This is a genomic window from Bacillus sp. DX4.1 (assembly GCF_030348195.1).
In the GTDB taxonomy this organism is placed as follows: domain Bacteria; phylum Bacillota; class Bacilli; order Bacillales; family Bacillaceae_G; genus Bacillus_A.
On record NZ_JAUCFT010000008.1, the window covers coordinates 3,500,371 to 3,522,497 of the forward strand.

The 22,127-nt window shown below is 36.4% G+C and carries 22 protein-coding genes; 4 read left to right on the top strand and 18 right to left on the bottom strand.

The window, feature by feature from the left end:
- Positions 1–186: 186 nt before the first annotated feature.
- Positions 187–333: a hypothetical protein gene (locus QUF99_RS20675; protein WP_289372461.1), complete on the bottom strand. Its 147-nt coding sequence runs from the start codon at positions 331–333 to the stop codon at positions 187–189.
- Positions 334–481: 148 nt separating this feature from the next.
- On the opposite strand from QUF99_RS20675, the gene QUF99_RS20680 reads away from it, so the two are divergent.
- Positions 482–871, top strand: coding sequence for a DUF7147 family protein (locus QUF99_RS20680; protein ID WP_289372463.1), 390 nt, complete (start codon positions 482–484; stop codon positions 869–871).
- Between the two features lie 197 nt (positions 872–1,068).
- Here QUF99_RS20680 and QUF99_RS20685 read toward each other — a convergent pair whose 3' ends face one another.
- The 6 genes from QUF99_RS20685 to QUF99_RS20710 form a co-directional block, all read right to left on the bottom strand.
- Complete coding sequence (locus QUF99_RS20685) at positions 1,069–1,335, bottom strand: YlbG family protein (RefSeq protein ID WP_286125315.1); 267 nt, start codon at positions 1,333–1,335, stop codon at positions 1,069–1,071.
- Positions 1,336–1,473: 138 nt separating this feature from the next.
- A complete protein-coding gene (locus QUF99_RS20690) occupies positions 1,474–1,923 on the bottom strand; it encodes a YlbF/YmcA family competence regulator (protein WP_286121626.1) in 450 nt (149 codons plus the stop codon).
- Positions 1,924–2,274: 351 nt separating this feature from the next.
- Positions 2,275–2,847 (bottom strand): histidine phosphatase family protein, encoded by a 573-nt coding sequence (locus QUF99_RS20695; protein WP_289372466.1) that lies wholly within the window; start codon positions 2,845–2,847, stop codon positions 2,275–2,277.
- A gap of 77 nt (positions 2,848–2,924) precedes the next feature.
- On the bottom strand, positions 2,925–3,170 hold the full coding sequence (locus QUF99_RS20700; protein ID WP_289372468.1) for a YlbE-like family protein: 246 nt from the start codon (positions 3,168–3,170) through the stop codon (positions 2,925–2,927).
- A 12-nt stretch (positions 3,171–3,182) separates the two neighbouring features.
- Positions 3,183–3,596, bottom strand: coding sequence for a YlbD family protein (gene ylbD / locus QUF99_RS20705; RefSeq protein ID WP_289372469.1), 414 nt, complete (start codon positions 3,594–3,596; stop codon positions 3,183–3,185).
- Positions 3,597–3,685: 89 nt separating this feature from the next.
- Positions 3,686–4,723 carry a CAP domain-containing protein gene (locus QUF99_RS20710; protein WP_289372470.1) on the bottom strand — a complete coding sequence of 346 codons (1,038 nt, stop codon included), beginning with the start codon at positions 4,721–4,723 and terminating at the stop codon, positions 3,686–3,688.
- A gap of 208 nt (positions 4,724–4,931) precedes the next feature.
- On the opposite strand from QUF99_RS20710, the gene QUF99_RS20715 reads away from it, so the two are divergent.
- On the top strand, positions 4,932–5,297 hold the full coding sequence (locus QUF99_RS20715) for a YugN family protein (RefSeq protein WP_289372472.1): 366 nt from the start codon (positions 4,932–4,934) through the stop codon (positions 5,295–5,297).
- Positions 5,298–5,429: 132 nt separating this feature from the next.
- Here QUF99_RS20715 and QUF99_RS20720 read toward each other — a convergent pair whose 3' ends face one another.
- The 7 genes from QUF99_RS20720 to cyoE all read right to left on the bottom strand — a co-directional run bounded on the left by QUF99_RS20720 (position 5,430) and on the right by cyoE (position 12,861).
- Positions 5,430–6,428: a formamidase gene (locus QUF99_RS20720; protein ID WP_289372473.1), complete on the bottom strand. Its 999-nt coding sequence runs from the start codon at positions 6,426–6,428 to the stop codon at positions 5,430–5,432.
- A 513-nt stretch (positions 6,429–6,941) separates the two neighbouring features.
- Positions 6,942–7,847 (bottom strand): cytochrome c oxidase assembly factor CtaG, encoded by a 906-nt coding sequence (ctaG, locus tag QUF99_RS20725; RefSeq protein WP_289372474.1) that lies wholly within the window; start codon positions 7,845–7,847, stop codon positions 6,942–6,944.
- An 87-nt stretch (positions 7,848–7,934) separates the two neighbouring features.
- Entirely contained in the window at positions 7,935–8,273 is a 339-nt protein-coding gene (ctaF, locus tag QUF99_RS20730) for a cytochrome c oxidase subunit IVB (protein WP_289372476.1), read from the bottom strand.
- A gap of 3 nt (positions 8,274–8,276) precedes the next feature.
- Entirely contained in the window at positions 8,277–8,900 is a 624-nt protein-coding gene (gene ctaE, locus QUF99_RS20735) for a cytochrome c oxidase subunit III (protein WP_289372477.1), read from the bottom strand.
- Complete coding sequence (ctaD, locus tag QUF99_RS20740) at positions 8,900–10,735, bottom strand: cytochrome c oxidase subunit I (protein ID WP_289374721.1); 1,836 nt, start codon at positions 10,733–10,735, stop codon at positions 8,900–8,902. Before ctaD ends, ctaE begins: the two co-directional genes overlap by 1 nt.
- A 60-nt stretch (positions 10,736–10,795) precedes the next feature.
- Positions 10,796–11,845, bottom strand: a complete 1,050-nt coding sequence (gene coxB / locus QUF99_RS20745; RefSeq protein WP_289372479.1) for a cytochrome c oxidase subunit II — start codon at positions 11,843–11,845, stop codon at positions 10,796–10,798.
- A 92-nt stretch (positions 11,846–11,937) separates the two neighbouring features.
- A complete protein-coding gene (gene cyoE / locus QUF99_RS20750) occupies positions 11,938–12,861 on the bottom strand; it encodes a heme o synthase (RefSeq protein WP_289372481.1) in 924 nt (307 codons plus the stop codon).
- Between the two features lie 502 nt (positions 12,862–13,363).
- Between cyoE and QUF99_RS20755 the strand changes: the two genes are divergently transcribed.
- Positions 13,364–14,311 (top strand): COX15/CtaA family protein, encoded by a 948-nt coding sequence (locus QUF99_RS20755; protein ID WP_289372482.1) that lies wholly within the window; start codon positions 13,364–13,366, stop codon positions 14,309–14,311.
- 233 nt (positions 14,312–14,544) lie between these two features.
- Here the strand turns inward: QUF99_RS20755 and pyc are convergent, their stop codons facing one another.
- The 3 genes from pyc to QUF99_RS20770 form a co-directional block, all read right to left on the bottom strand.
- A complete protein-coding gene (pyc, locus tag QUF99_RS20760) occupies positions 14,545–17,991 on the bottom strand; it encodes a pyruvate carboxylase (protein WP_289372483.1) in 3,447 nt (1,148 codons plus the stop codon).
- A gap of 330 nt (positions 17,992–18,321) precedes the next feature.
- Positions 18,322–19,503, bottom strand: coding sequence for an FtsW/RodA/SpoVE family cell cycle protein (locus QUF99_RS20765; protein WP_289372484.1), 1,182 nt, complete (start codon positions 19,501–19,503; stop codon positions 18,322–18,324).
- Positions 19,504–19,639: 136 nt separating this feature from the next.
- Complete coding sequence (locus QUF99_RS20770) at positions 19,640–19,927, bottom strand: Fpa/YlaN family protein (protein ID WP_289372485.1); 288 nt, start codon at positions 19,925–19,927, stop codon at positions 19,640–19,642.
- A 154-nt stretch (positions 19,928–20,081) separates the two neighbouring features.
- Between QUF99_RS20770 and QUF99_RS20775 the strand changes: the two genes are divergently transcribed.
- Positions 20,082–20,579, top strand: coding sequence for a molybdopterin-binding protein (locus tag QUF99_RS20775; protein ID WP_289372487.1), 498 nt, complete (start codon positions 20,082–20,084; stop codon positions 20,577–20,579).
- A 30-nt stretch (positions 20,580–20,609) separates the two neighbouring features.
- On the opposite strand, the gene QUF99_RS20780 is transcribed toward QUF99_RS20775, so the two are convergent.
- Complete coding sequence (locus QUF99_RS20780) at positions 20,610–21,938, bottom strand: PhoH family protein (RefSeq protein ID WP_289372489.1); 1,329 nt, start codon at positions 21,936–21,938, stop codon at positions 20,610–20,612.
- Positions 21,939–22,127 lie beyond the last annotated feature (189 nt).

Below are 22,127 nucleotides of genomic sequence, written 5' to 3' on the forward strand. Positions count from 1 at the left end.
TATCAAACTCCCTACTTTCAGGAATTATTTTTTCTCTATCAAGAGATAATCAACTTCCATTCGTACTACAAAGAAAAGTCAGTTTCCACTAAAATAAAACCCACTTTATTTTACTGAAAAACTACCTTTTCATCATACAATTTTCTTTCAGTAATCCCATGTGTATATTCATCTTTTTTTATCCTATCATAAAATATAAGAAAGAAAAATAAAAAGCCTACGATAAAATTTAATTTCACCATGTATATCTTCAAATAGATTGGACATAAATAAATATAACAACATCACCTTCGATGTTGTTGCCAACCGCGGAGAAGACTTACGTTTCCCCATAAGTTCTTCCTCCGGTTTCTCCTCTCCCTTTTCCTTCTTGCTAGTATATACTAGTGTAAGAAGGGCCCTGCGTTGCAGGGTTTTTTTCTTTGCTTGCTTTTCATTTTAAAAATGAAATGATACAGTAAAAGAAAGAGGAGGAAAAGATATGATTCAACGTTTTATTGAACTAGGAGAAGGATACTCCGATTTATATGAATTACTTGAAATTGCCAAAGCAAATAAGGATCGTGTATCACATATGTTGCAATTTCAAACAACAAAAAATGAAAAAACAGTATGTTCTCTTGCTGTTATTCTTAATCCGACAACAAGCGGTGATTTCCAGCCCCTATACATATGTCGCGAGGGAATTCCTGTACTTGAAGATAAAAAAAGCAAACGCATTGTTTTATTTGAAGAAACTGCTGAGCAAATCGGAAAGAAAGTTACTTCTTTCACTGTAAAACCTTCTACAACTTTTCCAGAAAAGGAACTATATTTTAATCATCTCATCGGTATTTTACGAATGAATCATTTCATTCCACCAATGCGGTAAAGCGAACCAATCGGGCTCTTACGGTTAGTTCGCTTTACCTCCCTGTCCTTGCTTTTTACCAACCGTTTGAGCGGGGTAAAGTGAAGCTTCCTTCAGTATATTTCTCAGCTGAGGGTTAGCCCTCACTAATCGAACTCTTGTCTGTTCATGCTAGACTATAGAAAAGCCCCCACCAATCACGGTGGGGGCTTTTCCATTTAACTATAATCGTATTCTTTCGCACGATCTGGTCGTGAATTCTCAAATTCCGTTTTTAAAAACGGGCGATACGACGGCTCTATTTTTTTTACAAAAGGAAGCTTATTTAACTTTTGCATCATGTGCTCTATTTGTTCCATGTCACAATATACAACTGCATATTTAAACCGCTTTGATATGTAATGAATATTACCATATTTCCTTAAAATCTTAGCATGTTTCAATGAATGTAAATAAACAATCATACTTTGTCGTTGCCCGAACATAATTTTCTCCATCTTCTCCTTTTATATGCTTGTATTCTTGTATCGTATAAACAGCAATCAGAAATTTGTGAAATTATAGTACATTGTAGAACAATCTTCTGTATACGTTTTCTTCAATATCCTAAAAAACGGGGCACATCACCCCGCCTTACAACCACAACCACCACCAGAGCCACAGCCGCCTCCGCAGCCACCTGCGTCAAAGAACGGATTTCCCGTTGGCACTTTAATAGCAGATGATACTTGAGAACCAATCGCTACACTGACTTCATCTAATAATTTTTGTAAAGTATTTTCTGCCTTTTTAAAAGCAGCTATCTTTTCATGCAAATCCACAGAGCGCTTTAGTTCGCGCATATTTGTTGAAACAAAAGTATAATCAGGATGATATTTTCCAAAGCGTTGCACTTCTTCATATCGCTCTTTCATCGCTGTAAATTGACCAATTAATGTTTGAGCTTCTCGATCTTCCTGTAATGCCTTATAACACTCGCGATAACTCTCTGCTATATCTGAACAAACAACTGCTTTCGCAAGCTGTTCTGCCTTGTCTAAAATCATTACGCCTTCAAGCGTCGCTACGATCATGAGAGACACCTCCGAGTATTCATCATAACATATTTAAAACAGAACTACTAATTTCACTGCTTTACTCACACATAAAGTGAAACTTTGATCAGTGGGGGGATTCTTCATCCCCCACTGATCATTAGCCCTCACCAATCGGGCTTTTACGGGCAGTTTATCCCCCACCTAACTTCTTTGCCTTTTGCAGAATTTTGAGGTGGGGATATTATTGCTTGCGAATAGCGGGATAAAATAAAACTTCTATCCATAAGAGTTCACTCCCCCGTAAAGTGGTATATAATGAAAATTCCATAAGTGGAGGTTTTGTCCCCACTTATGGAATTTAAACCAATCGGACTCTTATCGAATACATTACAGACAAATATGTCCTGCAATGTTATATTGTAGCACATCCCATTTCCCATCATTCTCTTTTACATAACTAATACATGCATTTTTTAATGGGGTTTTAAATGTAATCTCATTCGGTGAGATCGCATGTAAAATTGCTTTAATCGCATGAGAATGTGCAACCACAATAATCCGCTTACCCGTATGCTTTTGAGCAACATCTTGCAAAGCCTCAAAACAACGAGCTACGATTTCTTCATCTGTTTCCATATCTTCTACATTTCCATCTGCAATAAGTTGTCGAACTGTAGGAACAGGTTTTCCAGAAGCTTCTCCAAAATCCCTCTCTACAAAACGCTCATCGAGAAGAATAGAATGAATCCCAACAGCATTCGCAATCGCTTGTGCCGTTTCATGAGCTCTTATTAAGGGGCTGCTAATGATAACATCCCATGTTTCTGCTTGCAATGCAGCTGCACTTTGACTCGCTTGTCTTTTCCCTACTTCATTTAGCGGAATATCTTCACGCCCTTGAATAATCTCTTGAAAATTCCAATCAGTTTGTCCATGTCGTACTAAACAAATTTCCGTCATGCTGTAACTCCTTTTTTCAATAATCCGTTTCTATTGTAACAAAAGTTTCGCATGACGGACATATTTTTTCCTTCCAATTACGTTGTATTTTGCTGTTTCATATATTGAAACATGTCAATCATAATAGACGCGACACTTAATTGATTTTGAAATTTCGCTACTTTATCTGGAATGGTCTTTTTAAAATGCTGTAATGCAGCTAGTTCAAATGCATCCTTTTCCTTTGGATTACGTGACAATTTCCGATACCAATATGGTTGTTCCCGAATATAGCGTTCTAAATCTTCATTAGATTTTAGAAATTCAACAAGTTCTGCCCTCATCCTCTTTTCCTCCTAGTCTTTTTGAAAGAAAAATGGATTATTTTCAGAAGTTCTTTGCTGCGTCTGTGTTCGATTTCCTTGAAACTGCTGAATGACTTGCTGTACACTTCCAATCGCATTCGTTACATTTTCCAAATGTTGCTGCATTTGCTCTGCATCTAACTTTTTGAAAAAAGATACCATTTGTCCCATCAAATCAGCTGTTTTTTCATCACTTTTTTCTTGTACAGGTGAAGCAAGCGCTTCTCCATCCGCTTTATAAGCCTTCCACATTTCATCTTGCTCTCCAAGTAAATACCATTCTTCATAAAATTGTTGCCATGTTTTTTGACCCTTTCGAACATCATGAACCATTTTAGGGTGATGGTTTACAAACTCTTTAAATTGTTGAACAGAAGGATGTAAAGCCCCTTTCGTTGTTGTCATAATCCTCACCTCTTCAGATGTATCTACTATATTGTAAGAAAAAAAAGGCACATGGTTCGCCTATTTTTAGACGATTCATGCACCTTTGCTTATTTTCGAATGAAATTTTGGGTATAAAATTTATCATACACCCCCACACCTAACTCAGTAAATTGTTCATTTAACAAATTCTTCCGGTGTCCTTCACTATTCAACCAGCCATGCATCGCAGCAATTCCATCATTATGCTGTGCTGCTATATTTTCACCCGCGAGTTGAAATGCTACCTGTCCACGTTGTAATCGATCTCCTAATGTCCCAAACTTTGGCGAGTCATGCGAAAAATAATTATTCTCTTTCATATCTTTACTATGTCCAAATGCCACTTCCGCTGTTCGTTGATCCCATGTTAATAATGACAATTGATGACGACTACGAATAATGTTTGTCAAATCTAAAATTTGTTGCATATTTCCATGTTCTACTTGCGTCATTTTCTCTGCTGACAGCGGCTGTGCGTTTTTTAATTCTCCAGAATACACAAGCTGATATGGCCTTTGCTGAACTAATATTTCATCATCCATATAACGAATTCCAACAAGCTCATGGGTGAAATGATCAAAATATAACTGTGCCCAACCACCTTTTTCCATAGATACAAGTGGTTGTTCCACAATTTCAGTATCAGACAATTCAAATTGGTAGCTGTTTCTTCCTTTTTTTAGAGAAATTTCATGGGAGAATGAATTTTTTTTGTACACTTCTTCATATTTTTCATTCATATGAAATGGCGCTATATCAACTTGATCTCCAGCAGCATACGCTGTTACAATTTTATGTTCAGCAATACCGAACTGCACATATCGTGATAGATCCTGATTATAGATCCACCATTCGTAGCCATATGCTGAAGGCTCAATTCGGGCAGGCTCTCCCCATCTCGCTAATAAGTTTTCTGAATCCCCACCTATTAATTGCGAAATTGTCTCAGGAAACTCTTCATTTGTTTGTTGTTTTTTCTTAACGATCTTCTGTTCTTGCTTAGAATGAGATGGTTGTAATATATATTGCGAAACGAGTAATTTCCCGTATAAGTCAATCGCTAAAATAAAAATTGTAATGATTACGATACGCAATAACTTCTTCAAACGATATACCTCCTGGTCGAACATCAAATTGAGATATACACAAACACTTTTCTTCTATTTTGTGTGTACCGTACTATTTTCACTATATCATATTTTTATGAAAAAAGCCGAGATTCTCCCTTTTCCCTCAATATGAATTGCGATTTCTTATTATTCATACTATTATAAAATCAAGGGATTTTTTATATAACAAATAAGGAGGGATTTCATGCAGTTTACAAATTCAAAACTTATAGGGGCAGTTATTGATTTTGCACTTTTAACCGATGTTATGCAAAATCATCATTTCGTACTTGCTGGACAATGGGATTATGAACGTGTTACATACGACTATAAATTTGAAATACTAACAGATGTATACTACTTACGAGTACGAGGTTTTGCTGTTGAAGGTGATGTCGGCGGTCGACATGCACAAATCAAATTGATTGAGCCACTTTTAGGAAAACATTATTATCCACACGGCGTAGAATATGGTGAGAACGAAAAATTCCCTACAAATGTGCTTCAGAAAAGTGAACAACTACTTCAAAATATTGAAAAAGAGCTTACAGAATTAGCAATTATAGAATAAACCAAGAAGGTGTATCAAATTGATACACCTTCTTGGTTTACTCTAACCTGACACACTACTTTACATTTATACGCCTACACTTTGGACATATAACAAACCTGCTAAAAATAAGTTTAAGGTTTGTATCATGCCTTAAGAATGAATGGTCTTTTTAACTGGATATCCGTAAATCGACCCATCTTTTATTTTGATTTTATCTTCCCATGGCACCTTGTAATTTCCTTCTGCTAAATCTTTTACAAATGTATATGGATTTTCTTTTACCCCACCCGGTGTAGATACATATCCTCTAGAACCTAAATTGTAAATATTATTTTCAAGACCCCAACTTATTCTAGCTTGATCAGCTAATTCTGGATATACTTCCGCAGTAACAATTTCCCATGGGTTTCGATGACCTTGCACTAAAGTAGTTCCGTCAAAATTGCATACTTGTCCTTCACCGAAATAATAAAATACACCGTCATACCCTGCTAAATTCACTGATAATGTATACATTAAATTTTGCCATGCGTTCGAACGATTCGTTAACATCCACTGTTCACTCACCTGCGTACTGTATCCAGAAATACGTATTAGAACATTGGCACCTTTGTAGGCTGCCTCGCGAGCAACTTCTGGGAACATGCCATCATGACAGATACAAACAGCTAATTTACTACCACCTGGTCCTTCACAAACAGGTAATCCTAAGTTCCCAGCTTTCCAAGGCTCAACCGGAACCCAAGGGTTTAATTTGCGATATTTTAAAATCATCTCTCCTTGAGGATCAATAATAATAGCAGTGTTATACGGATCTCCACCATCCGGATTTTTCTCCATTATAGAAAAAACACCATAGACTTGCGCTTCTTTACACGCTTGGGCAAATAAGTCTGTTTCTGCTCCTGGAACAGTACATAAAAACTCTTCTGTTGTCCATTTTTTTGTATTTAGTCCTTGCATGCTATATTCAGGAAATACAATTAATTCTAATCCAGGATAACCAGCTTTTGTTGAATGAACAGTTTTAATAATTTGTTTAATTTGTTTATCAATATCTGCTCGTGATTCTACTACTGGTACCGGATATTGAATTAAAGCTGTTAAAAATCCATTTATTGGTTTTACCATACTTCCGCTACTACCCATAAAAAAATCCCCCTTAAAATAGTTTATGTTTAATAAAGAGATCCACCTTTTCATAAACCTCTCTACAGAAACCTAATAAAAATCAGAAAAAACAGTTATCTGTTTTTGTCAATAAATCAAGTACAACTGCTCTCTACGAGATTATCTTAACGATGTTATTTTTATCCAATTAAGTAACATGTCCATCGTAACATTAAATAGCAGAAAATTCTATCATTTCTCCCCTTCATTAATTCTCTTCTTTATTTTTTATTTATTCAAATGGTATATTTCCTTCCAGAGAACAATAAAAAATCTATTTCTACATAAAAAGAAAGTGAGGATTCACAATAAGAATCCTCACTTTCTTACTCTATATTTTAAAATCCCTATTCATTACGCAAACACAATTCCCTTTAACACTCTAACGCACTGTTTGAAGGAGTCTCATTTATTCTTCACAGGGTAGTCACAAGTCATTTCACTTCTCTTTTTCGTTGAAGTATTTACACATACGTTATACGAATCATCACGCTATTTTGATTGTAAATAAGGAGGTACAGCATGTATTTGTTCTTCATCTTTTTTACGCTCTTTTCGTACCCAATTAAAAAATACATATCCAATAATTGTACCGTACACTATTTCCTGGACAATTTTCATAATAACACCGCCTGTTTGCTGATCTTGTACAATCGACATCCAATGTAAAAAGTCTGGTCCAGTAATATTTAGATCAGTCAATGTTCCAGCAGGGACACATAGTTCCATCGCTTTCATCCACGCGCTCGGATCTGTATATGTAGCAAACAACGATTCACTAGCAAAAATGATTAGCGCACAGGCTGGCGTTAATAATATGCCATTTGCAAACATGTATCCTATTTTCTTTATCTCACTTAATGATTGGTACTCTGGTAATGGATTTAACATCGGCCACCACATCGTCATTGCAGTAAAGAACAATACAGCAAGAAAAATAGGATGGGCAACTTGACTTTGCTTTACCGCATCGAAAACAACTGGCAAATGATAAATAGAAAATAATCCGTTAAATACAAACAATGCAATAAGCGGTTTTGTAAACATGATTAACACGACTTGGACAGTACGAAAAGATGTAATATATTGATACAACCAAACTGGTATTCCTAATAATAATAATGGTGGCACCGCAATATACATCACAGCCATCTCAAACATATGCGCACTAAATATAATATGTCCAAGTAAATCAATAGGTCCTCCCTTTACAAAATATAAAAGGGCAATTCCAGTTGTAAAATAAAAGATTTGTTTTTTGCTTACCTTTTCCGCATTATTAAACCGTTCTCTATACGGCCCAATAATGAGAAAGTAACAGATAAGGATAGCAACCATAAACAGTAAAAAAATCGGGCTCCATAACGCTTCAAAACCAAATATCCATAAGTTGCTCATTGCTATCATACCCTCCTTTTCTGTATGAACTTTTTACCTTCATAGGAAAAAGGAGTGAAGAAAACTTCAACTCCCCTCCTTTTCTATTTAAATCCACACAATCGTCATAAAAGCCAAAATTGTTAACAACCCTATTAACAATCCTGAATATAAGAAAAAGGTTGCTGCTTCATGCCCCTTATGATTCATATGCATGAAATAATATAACTGAAAAATAACTTGAATGACCGCTAGCAGTAAAATAAATGGTACAGAGAAAAGAGGACTAAATGTTTTCGGATAAGCGACTGCTACAAAAGCTACAATCGTTAAAAAAATCATTAATCCAAATGTGACAACTTGATGTCTCATTTCCTCTGCACTTTTTCTTCTGCGATACACAAGATCTACCTTTGGATTACTTGTATTTGTTTGTTTTGTCGCCATTGTTTATCCCACCATTCCCATCAAGTATACTACAGTGAAAATAAACACCCAAACTACGTCGATAAAATGCCAGTAAATTGATGCGACGTAAAACTTTGGAGCATTATATAAATTTAAACCACGCTTCGCATTGCGAAAAATTAACGTTAAAATCCACAATAATCCAAATAATACGTGTAATCCATGTGTCCCAACAAGTGCATAAAACGCTGAACCGAATGCACTGCTTCGCATCGTGTGTTTAAATTCATGCGCATAATGATTGAACTCATAAATTTCAAACCCTAGAAATCCCGCACCAAGCAATACCGTTACAATTAACCAAAACTGCATTTTCTTAAAGTTAAAGTTTTTCATATGATACATCGCATAAACGCTCGTTAAACTACTTGTTAATAAAAGCATTGTCATAATAAACACAAGTGGCATTTGGAACATTTCTTGCGATGAGGGGCCACCATTTGTAGAATTTTTCAAGGCTAAATATGTTCCAAATAAGGAAGCGAACAAGACAGTTTCGCCTCCCAGAAACAGCCAAAATCCAACAAACTTATTTTTCCCCTCGAGGGTTGCTTTTTCAGGCTCTGCTGGAAATGTTTCATTTGTTAAGTTTTCCTCTACATGCATTACGCCTTGCCCCCCTTATCATCTAAATCTTCTTTATGAATATGATAACCATGGTCATCAATTACCGAACGAAGGAACATCGTACCAAATGTGATGATAAGTCCGATAATCGCGACTACCAACCAAAACTTATCTTTTCCACCTTGCATATACATTGCACCAAATGCTGCAATAAACAATCCAAGCGAAATGACAAATGGTGAGAATGAAGCATTTGGCATATGAATGTCACTAACAGGTTCTGCTGGTGTCATTTCCTTATTCCCTTCACGCTTTTCAATCCAAAATGGATCTAATCCACGAACAAACGGTAATTGCTTAAAGTTATACTCTGGTGTAGGTGCCGGCATTGTCCATTCTAACGTACGAGCATCCCATGGATCGCGTCCCGCTTTCTCTTTAGATAATGACGTTTTGACTACGTTGTATAAGAGAACAATCGTTCCAAGCCCCATAAAGACTGCTCCAATCGAACTAATTAAGTTACCAAGTTCCAACCCTTGCCCCTCTAAATACGTGTAATAACGACGTGGCATACCTATTAAACCAAGGAAGTGCTGAATAAAGAACGTTAAGTGGAAACCAATAAAGAACAACCAAAACGTAATTTTCCCAAGCGTTTCATTTAGTACTCTGTTAAACATAAGTGGCCAATAATAGTGTGCACCTGCTAATAATCCAAATACAACCCCACCAACAATTACGTAGTGGAAATGTGCAACTACGAAATAGTTATCATGGAACTGATAATCAGCCGGAGCTGATGCAAGCATAACCCCTGTTACACCACCCATAACGAATGAAGGGATGAAGGCAACCGCCCATATCATTGGCGTTGTAAAACGAATACTTCCGCCCCACATTGTAAACAGCCAGTTAAAGATTTTAATACCGGTCGGAACTGCAATCGCCATTGTCGCAACTGAAAAAATGGCATTTGCGACGGGTCCTAGACCAACTGTGAACATGTGATGCGCCCAAACCATAAAGCCTAAAAATCCGATTAACACTGTTGCAAATACCATAGATGAATATCCAAATAAGCGCTTCTTAGAGAATGTGGCAAAGATTTCTGAGAATATTCCGAAAGCTGGGAGTATAAGAATGTATACTTCTGGATGACCGAAGATCCAGAATAAATGCTCCCATATAATCGTATTTCCACCTAACGCCGGGTTGAAGAAACTTGTGCCAAATAAGCGATCTAACATAAGTAATCCCAATCCAACTGTTAATGGCGGAAAGGCAAATAAAATGAGTGAAGATGTTACAAATGTTGTCCATGTAAACATTGGCATGCGCATATATGTCATTCCAGGGGCGCGCATATTAATAATGGTAGCAAGGAAGTTAATTCCTCCTATCAATGTTCCAATCCCCGAAATTTGAAGTCCTAATACATAAAAGTCAACACCATGTCCTTTCGAAGCAAGCGCTAAAGATGCATAGGATGTCCACCCCGCATCAGGTGCTCCTCCTAAAAACCAACTTAAATTTAAAAATACACCACCAAAGAAAAATAACCAAAATCCAAGTGAATTTAGAAATGGAAACGCAACATCACGTGCTCCAATTTGAAGCGGTACGGCAGCGTTCATAAATGCAAACACAAGCGGCATGGCTGCGAGAAAGATCATTGTTGTACCGTGCATCGTTAATACTTGGTTATACGCATCTCCAACGAGAAAATCATTGTTTGGAATTGCCAATTGAAGACGGATAAATAGTGCTTCTATTCCGCCGATGATAAAAAACAATCCACCTGCAATTAAATAGAGAATGGCAATTTTTTTATGGTCCACTGTTGTTAAATAATCCCATATAACAGCGCCCATCCCCTGTTTTTTTGCTACAGAACTCACGTTTTCAACCTCCCCTTCGCAAATAATCCCTCTTTACTTCTCAACTTTTAACGTTTTCAAATAAGCATTTAATGCCTCTACTTGATCATCCGTTAGGTTGCCATATTTACCAGTCATTTTATTGCCTGGTTTCATAGATTCAGGATCCTTTAACCATTTTTTCAAGTTTTCCTCATTATTTTCGGCAATGCCGGCAACCATATCACGATCAGCAAAGTTTGCTAAGTTTGGCGCGATACGTGCTGAAGGTGGTCTACTATCATTTGATCCAACTGCATGACAACCAATACAGCTTTTATTGAAAATTTCCTTTCCTTCTTGCGCTTGTGTAGAAGCTACTTCTTTCTTACCATCAAGCTTCTTCATACCAGCAATCCAAGATTTGTACTCGCTTTCATCAACAGCTATTACTTTAAATTGCATTAAAGAATGCGAGGGTCCACAAAATTCTGTACAAAAGCCATTATAAGTGCCCGATTTATCTGCTTTTAACCACATTTTGTTGACATTATCCGTATTTGTGTCCATTTTTCCAGCTAAAGATGGGACCCAAAATGAATGTTTAATGTCGGCACCTTTCAAATTCAGATACACCTTTTTACCTGTAGGGATGACTAAATCTTGCGAAGTTACTAACTTTTCGCCATTGTAAGAAAATTCCCACCAATAAAGATTCGCTGTTACATCAACAACGATTGTATCTTTATCAATATTCTTTTTCTCCATCGCACTTACATCAGCAAGTTTGAATGTATATGTAACAGTTGGAACAGCCAATACGAGTAAAAGTAAAATCGGAATGACTGTCCATATAATTTCTAGCTTGTGATTTCCTTCAACTTGCTTCGGGATATAATCTTCCTGTCCCTTCTTTTGACGGAAACGCACAATTACATACAAGAAAATAATTGTAACTACAAGTACGACACCTATCATAATTGCACTTGCTAACAGCAATAAATCATATTGCATTTTTGCTACTTCGCCTTGCGGAATCAAAGTAGATTGAAAAGCTTTACCGCATCCCCCTAACAGTAAAGCTAGCAGTGAAACGAACGAAAGCAGTCGCCACTGTTTCTTCATACAAACAACCCCCACTTTCTTTGTTTATTAGATTGTACTTTATAGTAAGTAAAGTAAATCTCAACGTAAAGAAATCCCCTCATGTCGTTGTCTTAGAAGAATGTAACTACAATCATTGACACAAATAAGATTACCAAGTAATTCAAGGAGTAAACAAACATTTGTACGGACCATTTGATGTCATCTTTCTTACGGAAACCATAGAAGCCTAATACGATCCAACCGATGTTAAGCAATGTTGCAATTACCATAAATGTTACTCCAAGTGCACTCATATAAAATGGAAGCGGTAATAAACATACTGTCCAAATCATAATTTGACGTTTTGTAATATCAAATCCATATACAACAGGAAGCATCGGAATGCCTGCATTGCGATATTCTTCAACACGTTTCATCGCAAGAGCGAGGAAGTGTGGAATTTGCCAAATGAACATAATTAAAAATAGCATCCAAGCAATTGGATGATCTAAACTTGGATCAATTGCCGCCCAGCCAATTAAAGGTGGAACCGCTCCAGATACACTACCTACTACTGTATTAAGTGTATATGCTCGTTTCGTCCATAATGAATATAGAACAACATATGTGAAAGCACCAATAAAACCAATAAATGCTGCCATCGGCGTTGTCAGTAATAAGAATACCAATCCAAGAAGCAATAATACAATGCCTAATGTGAATACAAATCCAGGTTTATATTTTCCAGTTACTGTCGGACGGTTTTTTGTCCGTTCCATTAAGTGATCAATATCTCGATCAATATAGTTATTTAAGCAGCATGCTCCTGCCATAATTAGTGCAGAACCTGCGATTACAAAAAACATTTTATCTAATTGGTTCAAAAAATTTAATCCATTAAAATGTAAAGCCAACCATACCCCTGTAAATACAGTAAGCGTATTTGATTTTACAATTCCAATCTTAACGAGCGCTAATAAATCTTGTACACGAGTTGTTTCCGGTACCTTCGTTACAGCTGACTCATCATGCAATTCACTTGTTGCATGGTTCATCATTTCAACCCCCTCATAAAACTTTCATCCTTCTTTTTACGTCTTTACTTCATGGAAGTAGCACGCTTCTATATAGCAATATTATTACAGTAGAAATGTTGTTTTCTCATTCTACTACTAATCTACGCTAATACTCGAGTATATTAAAACATATTTCCCGAACATTTTGTGAAGAAAACATGAACTTTTTGTGTCGAACCACAAAAAGTTTTACCTATTACTCCATATCATAACACGAGATTCTCTTCTATAATAAACTATTTTGTCATATTTGGCATGCATTCTCCCCCCATTTCTTTTCATAATAGAGACATTTCTCCCTAAAATTAGTGATTTTTATTCCAATTTTTATTTTTTGAAAGCACTTTATATCTCTTTCTCATACCTTTGCTATTTTATTATTTTTTATATATCATAGGACTGTAGCGCATTTAATTCCAAAAACATTGATGGAATTAAAGTATTTCACAATAACTTCATAACAGAAAGATGGTGAAACAGATTGCAACGTTTTATTAAATTGTTAGCAGTCATAACAAGTCTCGACTTATTATTCGTTTTAATGGGTGGAGCATTGGTTACAAAAACAGGTTCCGGGCAAGGATGTGGTAAATCTTGGCCACTTTGTCATGGTGAATTCCTTCCTTCTAATTTATCAATGGAAACAATTATCGAACTAAGTCACCGTTTAACATCAGGATCTGCGGGAATTCTCGTTACACTTCTTTGTATCTTATCCTGGAAATATTATAAACATGTACAAGAAACAAAAACGCTCGCTATTCTGTCTTTCGTATTCTTAGTTGCGCAAGCATTGATGGGGGCAGCTGCAGTTGTTTGGGGACAAATACCTGCCGTATTAGCTATTCATTTTGGTATTTCTTTAATTTCATTCGCTTCCGTAATTTTACTAACGTTTCTTATTTTCGAAATCGACAAGAAGTTTGATGCTCGTTCTCTTATTATGGACAAAAAAATGAAGTTTCATATTTATGGTGTAACAATTTACAGTTATATTGTCGTCTATACAGGAGCGCTAGTGCGTCATGAACGTGCAAGCTTAGCATGTCCCAATTTCCCTCTATGCAGCAAGAATACACCATGGCCTACCCAGTTTCACGAATGGATTCAAATGGGACACCGTGTTGCTGCTATGTTAATTTTCGCTTGGATTTTGTACGCTACAGTGATTGCAATTCGTCATTATAAACAACAAAGAGTTGTCTATTGGGGCTGGATTACATCATTCATTCTCGTATCTCTTCAAGCAATTGTTGGTGTTTTAGTTGTATATACAAATGCAAGCTTGCTAATGTCACTTCTACACTCACTCTTTATCTCTTGCCTCTTTGCTATCTTATGTTATTTAGTCATGCTTGGTACGCGAAGCAAAGCAAACGCAGTAGAGACAAAGGATACATCTACTACACAAAATAAACAATCCTTATAGTACGTGTTCAAAAAGGAGGATAAAGAGAGCCGAGTAATTCGAAGCACGGAAGCCAGGAGGATACGGAGTGTAGATTGAACTACATGAGTACCAGAGTGGCGACGTAACGAAGAAATGCGATAGCTATCTTTACCGGACTTTTTGAACATCTTCCTAGAATAACTTGCCGTAGTGGCAAGTTATTCTTTTTGTATACAAAAAAAGCTGCTTGTTAGCAGCTCTTTTCTTGTTGATTATTGCTCCAATTCAATCAGTAAATCTCCTGTTTGAATTGCATCGCCATCTTTTACATACATTTTTTTCACTATACCATTAAATGGCGCTTGAACCGTAGTTTCCATCTTCATCGCTTCTGTAATTGCCATAGAATCGCCTTTTTTCACTTCATCGCCTTCATTCACAACGACTTTAATCACAGTTCCTGGCATCGTCGCACTAATATGATTTGGATTTTCACGGTTTCCTTTCACACGCTGTGCAACTGTCGCTTTAACACTTTCATCTTTCACAACAATCTCACGTGGTTGTCCGTTAAATTCAAAGTAGAGGACGCGCGTTCCATCCGGTTGTGGCTCACCAATTGAAACTAATTTAACGATTAATGTTTTACCACGTTCAATTTCTACGCCAACCTCTTCACCAAGTCTCATACCGTGGAAGAATGTTGGAGTATCAAGTACAGATACATCGCCATAAAGTCCCGCTACCTTTTGGTAATCCATAAATACTTTTGGATATAAAGCATATGCAACAACATCAAAAATAGTCACTTCGCGACCGATTTTATGGAATAATTCTTCTTTTAAAGCATCGAAATCAATCGGTTCTAACAATTCACCCGGTCTTACCGTTAATGGTTTTTTTCCTTTTAAAATGATTTCTTGTAGTTCTTTTGGGAAACCACCATATGGTTGACCAAGATCACCAGAAAACATTTCTATAACAGAGCCTGGGAAGTCTAATGAATGTCCACGCTCATAAATATCTTGTTCTGTTAGGTGATTCTGTACCATAAACAGTGCCATATCACCAACAACTTTTGATGATGGCGTTACTTTTACAATATCACCAAACATATCATTTACACGGCGATACATAACTTTTACTTCATCAAAACGATCTCCTAGCCCAACTGCTTTGGCTTGTTGTTGAAGGTTACTATATTGTCCGCCCGGCATTTCATGCATATATACTTCTGTATGAGGTGCATTCATACCACTTTCAAATGGTGCATAATATTTACGAACATCTTCCCAGTAATGTGAAAGTTTCTCTAATGAATTCACATCAACGTCTGGCTGTCTTGCATTTCCACCTAATGCATAGAATAACGTGTTCGCACTTGGTTGTGATGTTAATCCTGCCATTGAACTTACTGCCACGTCAACAATATCAACACCTGCTTCAATTGCTTTCGTATACGTTAATACACCATTTCCACTTGTATCGTGCGTATGAAGATGGATTGGAATCGATACTGTTTCTTTTAATGCTGAAACTAAATCATAAGCTGCATTTGGTTTTAATAATCCAGCCATATCTTTAATCCCTAAAATATGTGCTCCTGACGCTTCCAATTCTTTTGCTAAGTTTTTATAATAATTCAAATCATATTTACTACGCATTGGATCATGAATATCCCCTGTATAGCACATTGTTGCTTCTGCAATCTTGCCGCTGTCTCTTACAGCATCAATTGCAACTCTCATGCCTTCCACCCAGTTTAAGCTATCAAAAATACGGAATACATCAATACCAGCCTGCGCTGAACATTCCACAAACTTTTGAATTAGGTTATCTGGATAGTTTTTATATCCAACTGCATTCGATGAACGAAGAAGCATTTGGAATAGAACGTTCGGCATTCTTTCACGAAGCTCTAATAATCGTTCCCACGGGTCTTCTTTTAAGAAACGATACGCAACATCAAACGTCGCACCGCCCCACATTTCAGATGAGAATAAATTCGGCAACATTCTTGCTGTTGGTTCAGCAATTTTGTGTAAGTCTTTTGTACGAATACGTGTCGCAAGTAGGGATTGATGTGCATCACGGAATGTTGTATCCGTTAGTAATACACGCTTTTGCTCTTGCACCCATTTTACTAGTCCATCTGCTCCCCGTTCGTCTAAAATTTGTTTCGTTCCACTTTGAACAGGTTCATAATGTTTTACGTGTGGAATGCGAGCCTCTGAGAAAATTGGTTTCTCTTGCTTTCCTACTCCCGGGAAACCATTTACTGTCACTGTACCAACGTAGCTTAACATTTTCGTTCCACGGTCTTTACGTTTTGGAAATACGAAAAGTTCTGGTGATGCATCAATAAATGATGTATCATACTCCCCTGATAAAAAGTTTTTATGTTTAACTACATTCTCTAAGAATGGAATATTTGTTTTAATACCACGAATACGGAATTCTTTTAAATTACGTTCCATTTTCGCAGCAGCTTGTTCAAATGTAAGTGCCCAAGTTGTTACTTTTACAAGTAATGAATCGTAGTATGGTGTAATAACAGCTCCTTGGAAACTGTTCCCTGTGTCTAGACGCACACCAAAACCTCCACCAGAACGATACGCCATAATTTTCCCTGTATCAGGCATAAAATTATTAAGCGGATCTTCTGTTGTTACACGAGATTGAATTGCATATCCATGCACAATAATGTCTTCCTGTTTTGGAATGCTCACTTTTGAACTATGTAAAGAATGTCCATCAGCAATTAAAATTTGAGACTGAACAATATCAATTCCTGTAATCATTTCTGTAATTGTATGTTCTACTTGTACACGTGGGTTTACTTCAATGAAATAGAAATTATCACCTTTTACAAGGAATTCAACTGTACCAGCATTTAAATAATTTACATTTTTCGTTAACTGAACTGCCGCTTCACAAATACGATCACGAAGATCATCAGAAAGCGATACACTTGGTGCAATTTCTACCACTTTTTGATGGCGACGTTGTACAGAGCAATCACGCTCATATAAATGTACAACATTTCCTTCTTCGTCCGCTAATATTTGAACTTCTATATGTTTAGGTTTTCCAACGAACTTTTCAACATAGACTTCGTCATTACCAAAAGCTGCTTTTGCTTCTGATTTTGCACGATCATAGGATTCTTTTAATTCATCACTGCTGCGCACAATACGCATACCGCGACCGCCACCACCAAGGGAAGCTTTAATAATAATCGGGTAATCATGCTTCTTAGCAAACACTTCAACTTCTTCTACTGAATTAACAGGTCCATCGCTACCAGGAATAACTGGAATATTTGCTAATTGCGCTTGTGTTCTTGCCTTTACTTTATCTCCAAACATATCTAAATGTTTACTTTTTGGCCCGATAAAGATAATCCCTTCTTCTTCACAGCGTCTCGAAAATTGAATGTTTTCTGACAAAAAACCATATCCAGGGTGAATAGCATCTACCTTATTGCTTTTTGCAATCTCAATTATGTTTTCAATATCTAGGTATGCATCAATTGGCTTTTTGCCTTCCCCTACTAAATAAGCTTCATCTGCTTTATAGCGATGGTAAGAACCGTTATCCTCTTTTGAATAAATCGCAACTGTACTTAACCCAAGTTCTGAGCAAGCTCGGAACACACGAATTGCAATTTCTCCACGGTTAGCTACTAATACTTTTTGAATACGTTGCAGCTTTGTCATGATTTTCCCCCTCTACTTTACTACCACTCTAGAGATTACATATTTTCACGTTCTAGTGAGCGTGAAGTTCTTCACTTTCTTTTATACATCATAACTAGAAAGCTTCACTTATTTTTATACATCATACCTTATTTTTCAACAAATGATAAGTTTTCTGATCAATTTGTTTCACAAAAATAGTATAGCATAACTCTCTATTTTCTGACACCCCTATTGTAAAACACATTTATTCCAATGTGTCATACTTTTATTCCGAATCACATTCAAAGTATAACGTATTAGAATGGATAAATAAAAAAAGCTTTGTGTCATTAAAACACAAAGCTTTTTTTATTTAACAACAACAAGATGCCGTTCACCTTGTTGTTTCTTTTCATTCAATTGTTCTTGCTGCTTTTCTTGTCGTTTCACATAACTACCTAAGTTTAGTAATATTCCCATCGCAATTAAATTCGCTAATAGAGAACTACCTCCGTAACTGATAAATGGTAAAGGTACCCCTGTAAGAGGTAACAATCCAGTAATACCACCAATATTAACAAATGTCTGTATACCAATTAGACTTCCAATACCTATTGCAATTAAACTTCCAAACGGATCTTTACATTTTTGAGCAATCCGAAAAGAACGAATAATAATCAGTAGCAAACTTATTAAAATAATTGCTACACCGATAAAACCAAGTTCTTCTGATATAATTGCCATTATAAAATCCGTATGTGGTTCAGGTAGATATCCATACTTTTGTATACTATTTCCAAGACCTCTCCCATCTAATTCACCTGAAGCAATTCCAATAAAGGAGTTCACAAGTTGAAATCCACTCCCTTGCGCATCATGAAATGGATCTAAAAACACTGCAAAACGTGCTTTTTGATACGGGTCCAATGTATAGTTACCAATAAAGTATATGAGCGGGGCCCATATAATAGAAGTTAACAACAAACGTTTTATCCACATATTTACAGGAACACCTGAACAGAGAAACATAATTCCAACCGTTCCTATTATTAATAAAACTGTACCTAAGTCATGTTGCTTTAAAATTAAAAACAGTGTTAATGCTACGAAAAGAATTGTTCCACCTGATCCTTGCCAAACTGGCGTATCTGTATCCTGCTTTCTTGCAAAGAATCGGGCCAATACGATAATAATAGAAATTTTAACAAATTCAGCGGGTTGTATACCAAATACCCAAGCTTGCGCGCCGTTTACTTTCTTCCCAATCACCAATACCAATCCTAGCAATATGATACTAACTGCCATGACTAGTAATACAATAATTCGCTTTCTCCAAAATTGGAATGGTATTGGCATTACGATTCCTAATCCTATGATTGTTCCACCAATTAGTGTAAATAATTGCTTATTAAAAAAGAAATCAGCCGGTTTTTCCGCCCTCGTAATCGCTACAATAGAGCTTGCACTGTATACCATTATAACTCCCAGTACACATAAAATAACAAGAGGAAGCAATAATGAATAATCCATTGACTTCCATACTTTTTTCATTCAATATCCTCTTTCTATTTTCATTTTAACTGTTGTATTCCATATGTAGTGGAACTCTTCCTGCTTTATTATACAAATTCATTTTTCGTACAAAAAAGCTCAAACTGGTCAGTTTGAGCCCCCTTATTTGAACCCGTTATTGTTGTTTGTTAGTAAAAGCTTCATGAAGTGCTGATAGCTCTCGTTCGAGCTCTCCTAAAATGTCTTTTCCTTGCTCTTCTGCAATAAGACCAAGACGAACCGCAAAATCAACCTCACGGGATAATCCAAACATTTGTGTGTCCAACACTTCTTCATATAATGGACATTGCGGCATCGTAAGGTGGTCCATTTGCACCTTAATAAGTCTTAAAATCTTCTCCGCATCCGCTTGTAGAAGGGCAAGTGCCTTTTCCTGATGATTTACTACTGTCTCAGACGCCAAATTGATTCCCTCCGTTTCCGTCCTACTCTCCCTATCCTATCTATTAATATTAGCGATAGTTTTAATAAATTGCAATAGAAACATTTTTTGTGACAATCGTCTCTAGTGCTATTATACTGAAAAGTGGGAGTATAATACAAATGGGGGAACAACAATGAGTGAAATTTTATTTATAAACGGGAAAGTACGCTTTTCTATTACCATTGATCCGAGCGTTTGGATTTTTGATGATCGAAAAGTAGACTTAACAACTTATTTTACAGAAACAAGAGACGAACAGTCTGAATTAGAGACCTATCTAAAACATACTTCAGAGCATTGGGATCGAGAAATTCGTGATGGAGCAGCTTTCCCACCTATCAATAAAAGTGTGAAAAAGTTCAAAAAGGAACAAATGATTACAGGCACGTTCGGCATACCTCTTCAACCATTTTTACAAAATGCCGAGATTACAAGTGAGGCAACGCACGTTGAAATTCACACAACACTTGATACGATAACAATTTCATTAGAAGCAGGCAAAACTGCTATCCTTGGTTTTTCAAAAGACGGAAAACCGTTAAGAGAAGATGGACCTGTTCACCTATACTTTGGTGATGGCTCCAATGCTAGCAATCCAATTCGAAATATCCGCAGATTTACAATTATCTAAAAAAGGAGTGGGCGAAAAGCCCACTCCTTTTTATAATAAATCTGCTGCTAATTGTGCCAAGTTAGAACGTTCACCTTTTACAAACTTCACATGCCCGCTAATTTTTTGCTCTTTAAACTTTTCTACAACATATGTTAAACCATTATTATATTCATCCAAATACGGATGATCAATTTGTTGTGGATCTCCCATTAGCACAATCTTACTTCTTTCGCCAACTCGCGTTAATATTGTTTTCACTTCATGTTTCGTTAGATTTTGTGCCTCATCAATAATAATAAATTGATCTGGAATACTTCGTCCTCGTATATACGTAAGCGCTTCTACTTCAATGGATCCCATACCTGCTAAAATTGCATCTAATTCTCCAGGTTTTTTTGTATTAAATAAATACTCTAGATTATCAAAAATAGGTTGCATCCACGGTCTCAACTTTTCTTGTTTTTCTCCTGGTAAATATCCAATATCCTTTCCAACAGGAACGATAGGACGGGCAACGAGAAGTTTTTTGTACAATCCTAAATCTTCTGTTTGCATAAGTCCTGCAGCTAGTGCAAGTAACGTTTTACCAGTGCCAGCCTTACCCGTTAATGTCACGAGCGGAATATCTTCACGAAGCAACAATTCTAGCCCCATAATTTGCTGTACATTTCGCGGACGAATACCCCAAACTTGTTCATTATGAAAAACAAGTTTTTTTACGTTTTTCCCTGAATGATCAACAATTCCCAGCGCAGAGCTCGAACCACCTAATGCATCTTTCATAACGACAAACTGATTTGGATAAAAAGGATGATTCGCAATTTCAGATAAAGGAAGCTCTCCTTTTTCATAAAAATGATTTAATGACTCTTTTGGTATGTAACCTTCCAAAAATCCTGTATATATATTTTCCACTTCAATTACACGATCACTTAAATAATCTTCAGCTTGCAAATCAAGAGCATCCGCTTTTACTCTAACTAACACATCTTTACTTACTAAAATGACAGACTTTCCATTCTCTTTCGCCTGCTCTTCTAATGATAAATTTTTTGCAACTGCTAAAATTCGATTATCGTTTGTTTTCTCAACAAAGATATCTTGTAGTTGAACAAATGAACGGTGATTTAATTCAATACGAAATGTTCCTCCATTTTCCAGAGGAATACTTTCATGCAGTTTTCCAAGTTCACGGAATTTATCTATTAATTTAGATACATATCGTGCATTTCTTCCAACCTCATCCATATAGCGTTTTTTCGAATCCACCTCTTCTAACACAACTGCCGGAATAACTACTTCATTCTTTTCAAAAGAAAAAATAGATAACGGATCCTGCAAAAGTACATTCGTATCTAACACATAAATTTTATCCAACCTGTTACCCCCTGACTCCACTTTTAAATTTGTAGAACAAGGGTTTCATCCATTATATGGACGAACCATTGTTATAATTATATGTAATGTATAAATGAGGTAGAATAGAAATTCATATAATGCGGAACTTTTCTTCATTCTCATTAAGAATTAGCGCGGGATCAAGTAGAAGAAAAAGAATGAACCACG

Coding starts and splice junctions, on each gene's coding strand:
- ctaE (WP_289372477.1), bottom strand. CDS start 8,900: ATGCATGTAGAGGAAAACTTAACAAATGAAACATTTCCAGCAGAGCCT.
- QUF99_RS20685 (WP_286125315.1), bottom strand. CDS start 1,335: ATGTTCGGGCAACGACAAAGTATGATTGTTTATTTACATTCATTGAAA.
- QUF99_RS20690 (WP_286121626.1), bottom strand. CDS start 1,923: ATGATCGTAGCGACGCTTGAAGGCGTAATGATTTTAGACAAGGCAGAA.
- coxB (WP_289372479.1), bottom strand. CDS start 11,845: ATGAAGAAACAGTGGCGACTGCTTTCGTTCGTTTCACTGCTAGCTTTA.
- QUF99_RS20695 (WP_289372466.1), bottom strand. CDS start 2,847: ATGACGGAAATTTGTTTAGTACGACATGGACAAACTGATTGGAATTTT.
- ctaF (WP_289372476.1), bottom strand. CDS start 8,273: ATGGCGACAAAACAAACAAATACAAGTAATCCAAAGGTAGATCTTGTG.
- QUF99_RS20765 (WP_289372484.1), bottom strand. CDS start 19,503: ATGAAAAAAGTATGGAAGTCAATGGATTATTCATTATTGCTTCCTCTT.
- ylbD (WP_289372469.1), bottom strand. CDS start 3,596: ATGACAACAACGAAAGGGGCTTTACATCCTTCTGTTCAACAATTTAAA.
- ctaD (WP_289374721.1), bottom strand. CDS start 10,735: ATGGGCGCTGTTATATGGGATTATTTAACAACAGTGGACCATAAAAAA.
- ctaG (WP_289372474.1), bottom strand. CDS start 7,847: ATGAGCAACTTATGGATATTTGGTTTTGAAGCGTTATGGAGCCCGATT.
- QUF99_RS20680 (WP_289372463.1), top strand. CDS start 482: ATGATTCAACGTTTTATTGAACTAGGAGAAGGATACTCCGATTTATAT.
- QUF99_RS20720 (WP_289372473.1), bottom strand. CDS start 6,428: ATGGGTAGTAGCGGAAGTATGGTAAAACCAATAAATGGATTTTTAACA.
- cyoE (WP_289372481.1), bottom strand. CDS start 12,861: ATGAACCATGCAACAAGTGAATTGCATGATGAGTCAGCTGTAACGAAG.
- QUF99_RS20715 (WP_289372472.1), top strand. CDS start 4,932: ATGCAGTTTACAAATTCAAAACTTATAGGGGCAGTTATTGATTTTGCA.
- QUF99_RS20700 (WP_289372468.1), bottom strand. CDS start 3,170: ATGAGGGCAGAACTTGTTGAATTTCTAAAATCTAATGAAGATTTAGAA.
- pyc (WP_289372483.1), bottom strand. CDS start 17,991: ATGACAAAGCTGCAACGTATTCAAAAAGTATTAGTAGCTAACCGTGGA.
- QUF99_RS20775 (WP_289372487.1), top strand. CDS start 20,082: ATGAGTGAAATTTTATTTATAAACGGGAAAGTACGCTTTTCTATTACC.
- QUF99_RS20675 (WP_289372461.1), bottom strand. CDS start 333: ATGGGGAAACGTAAGTCTTCTCCGCGGTTGGCAACAACATCGAAGGTG.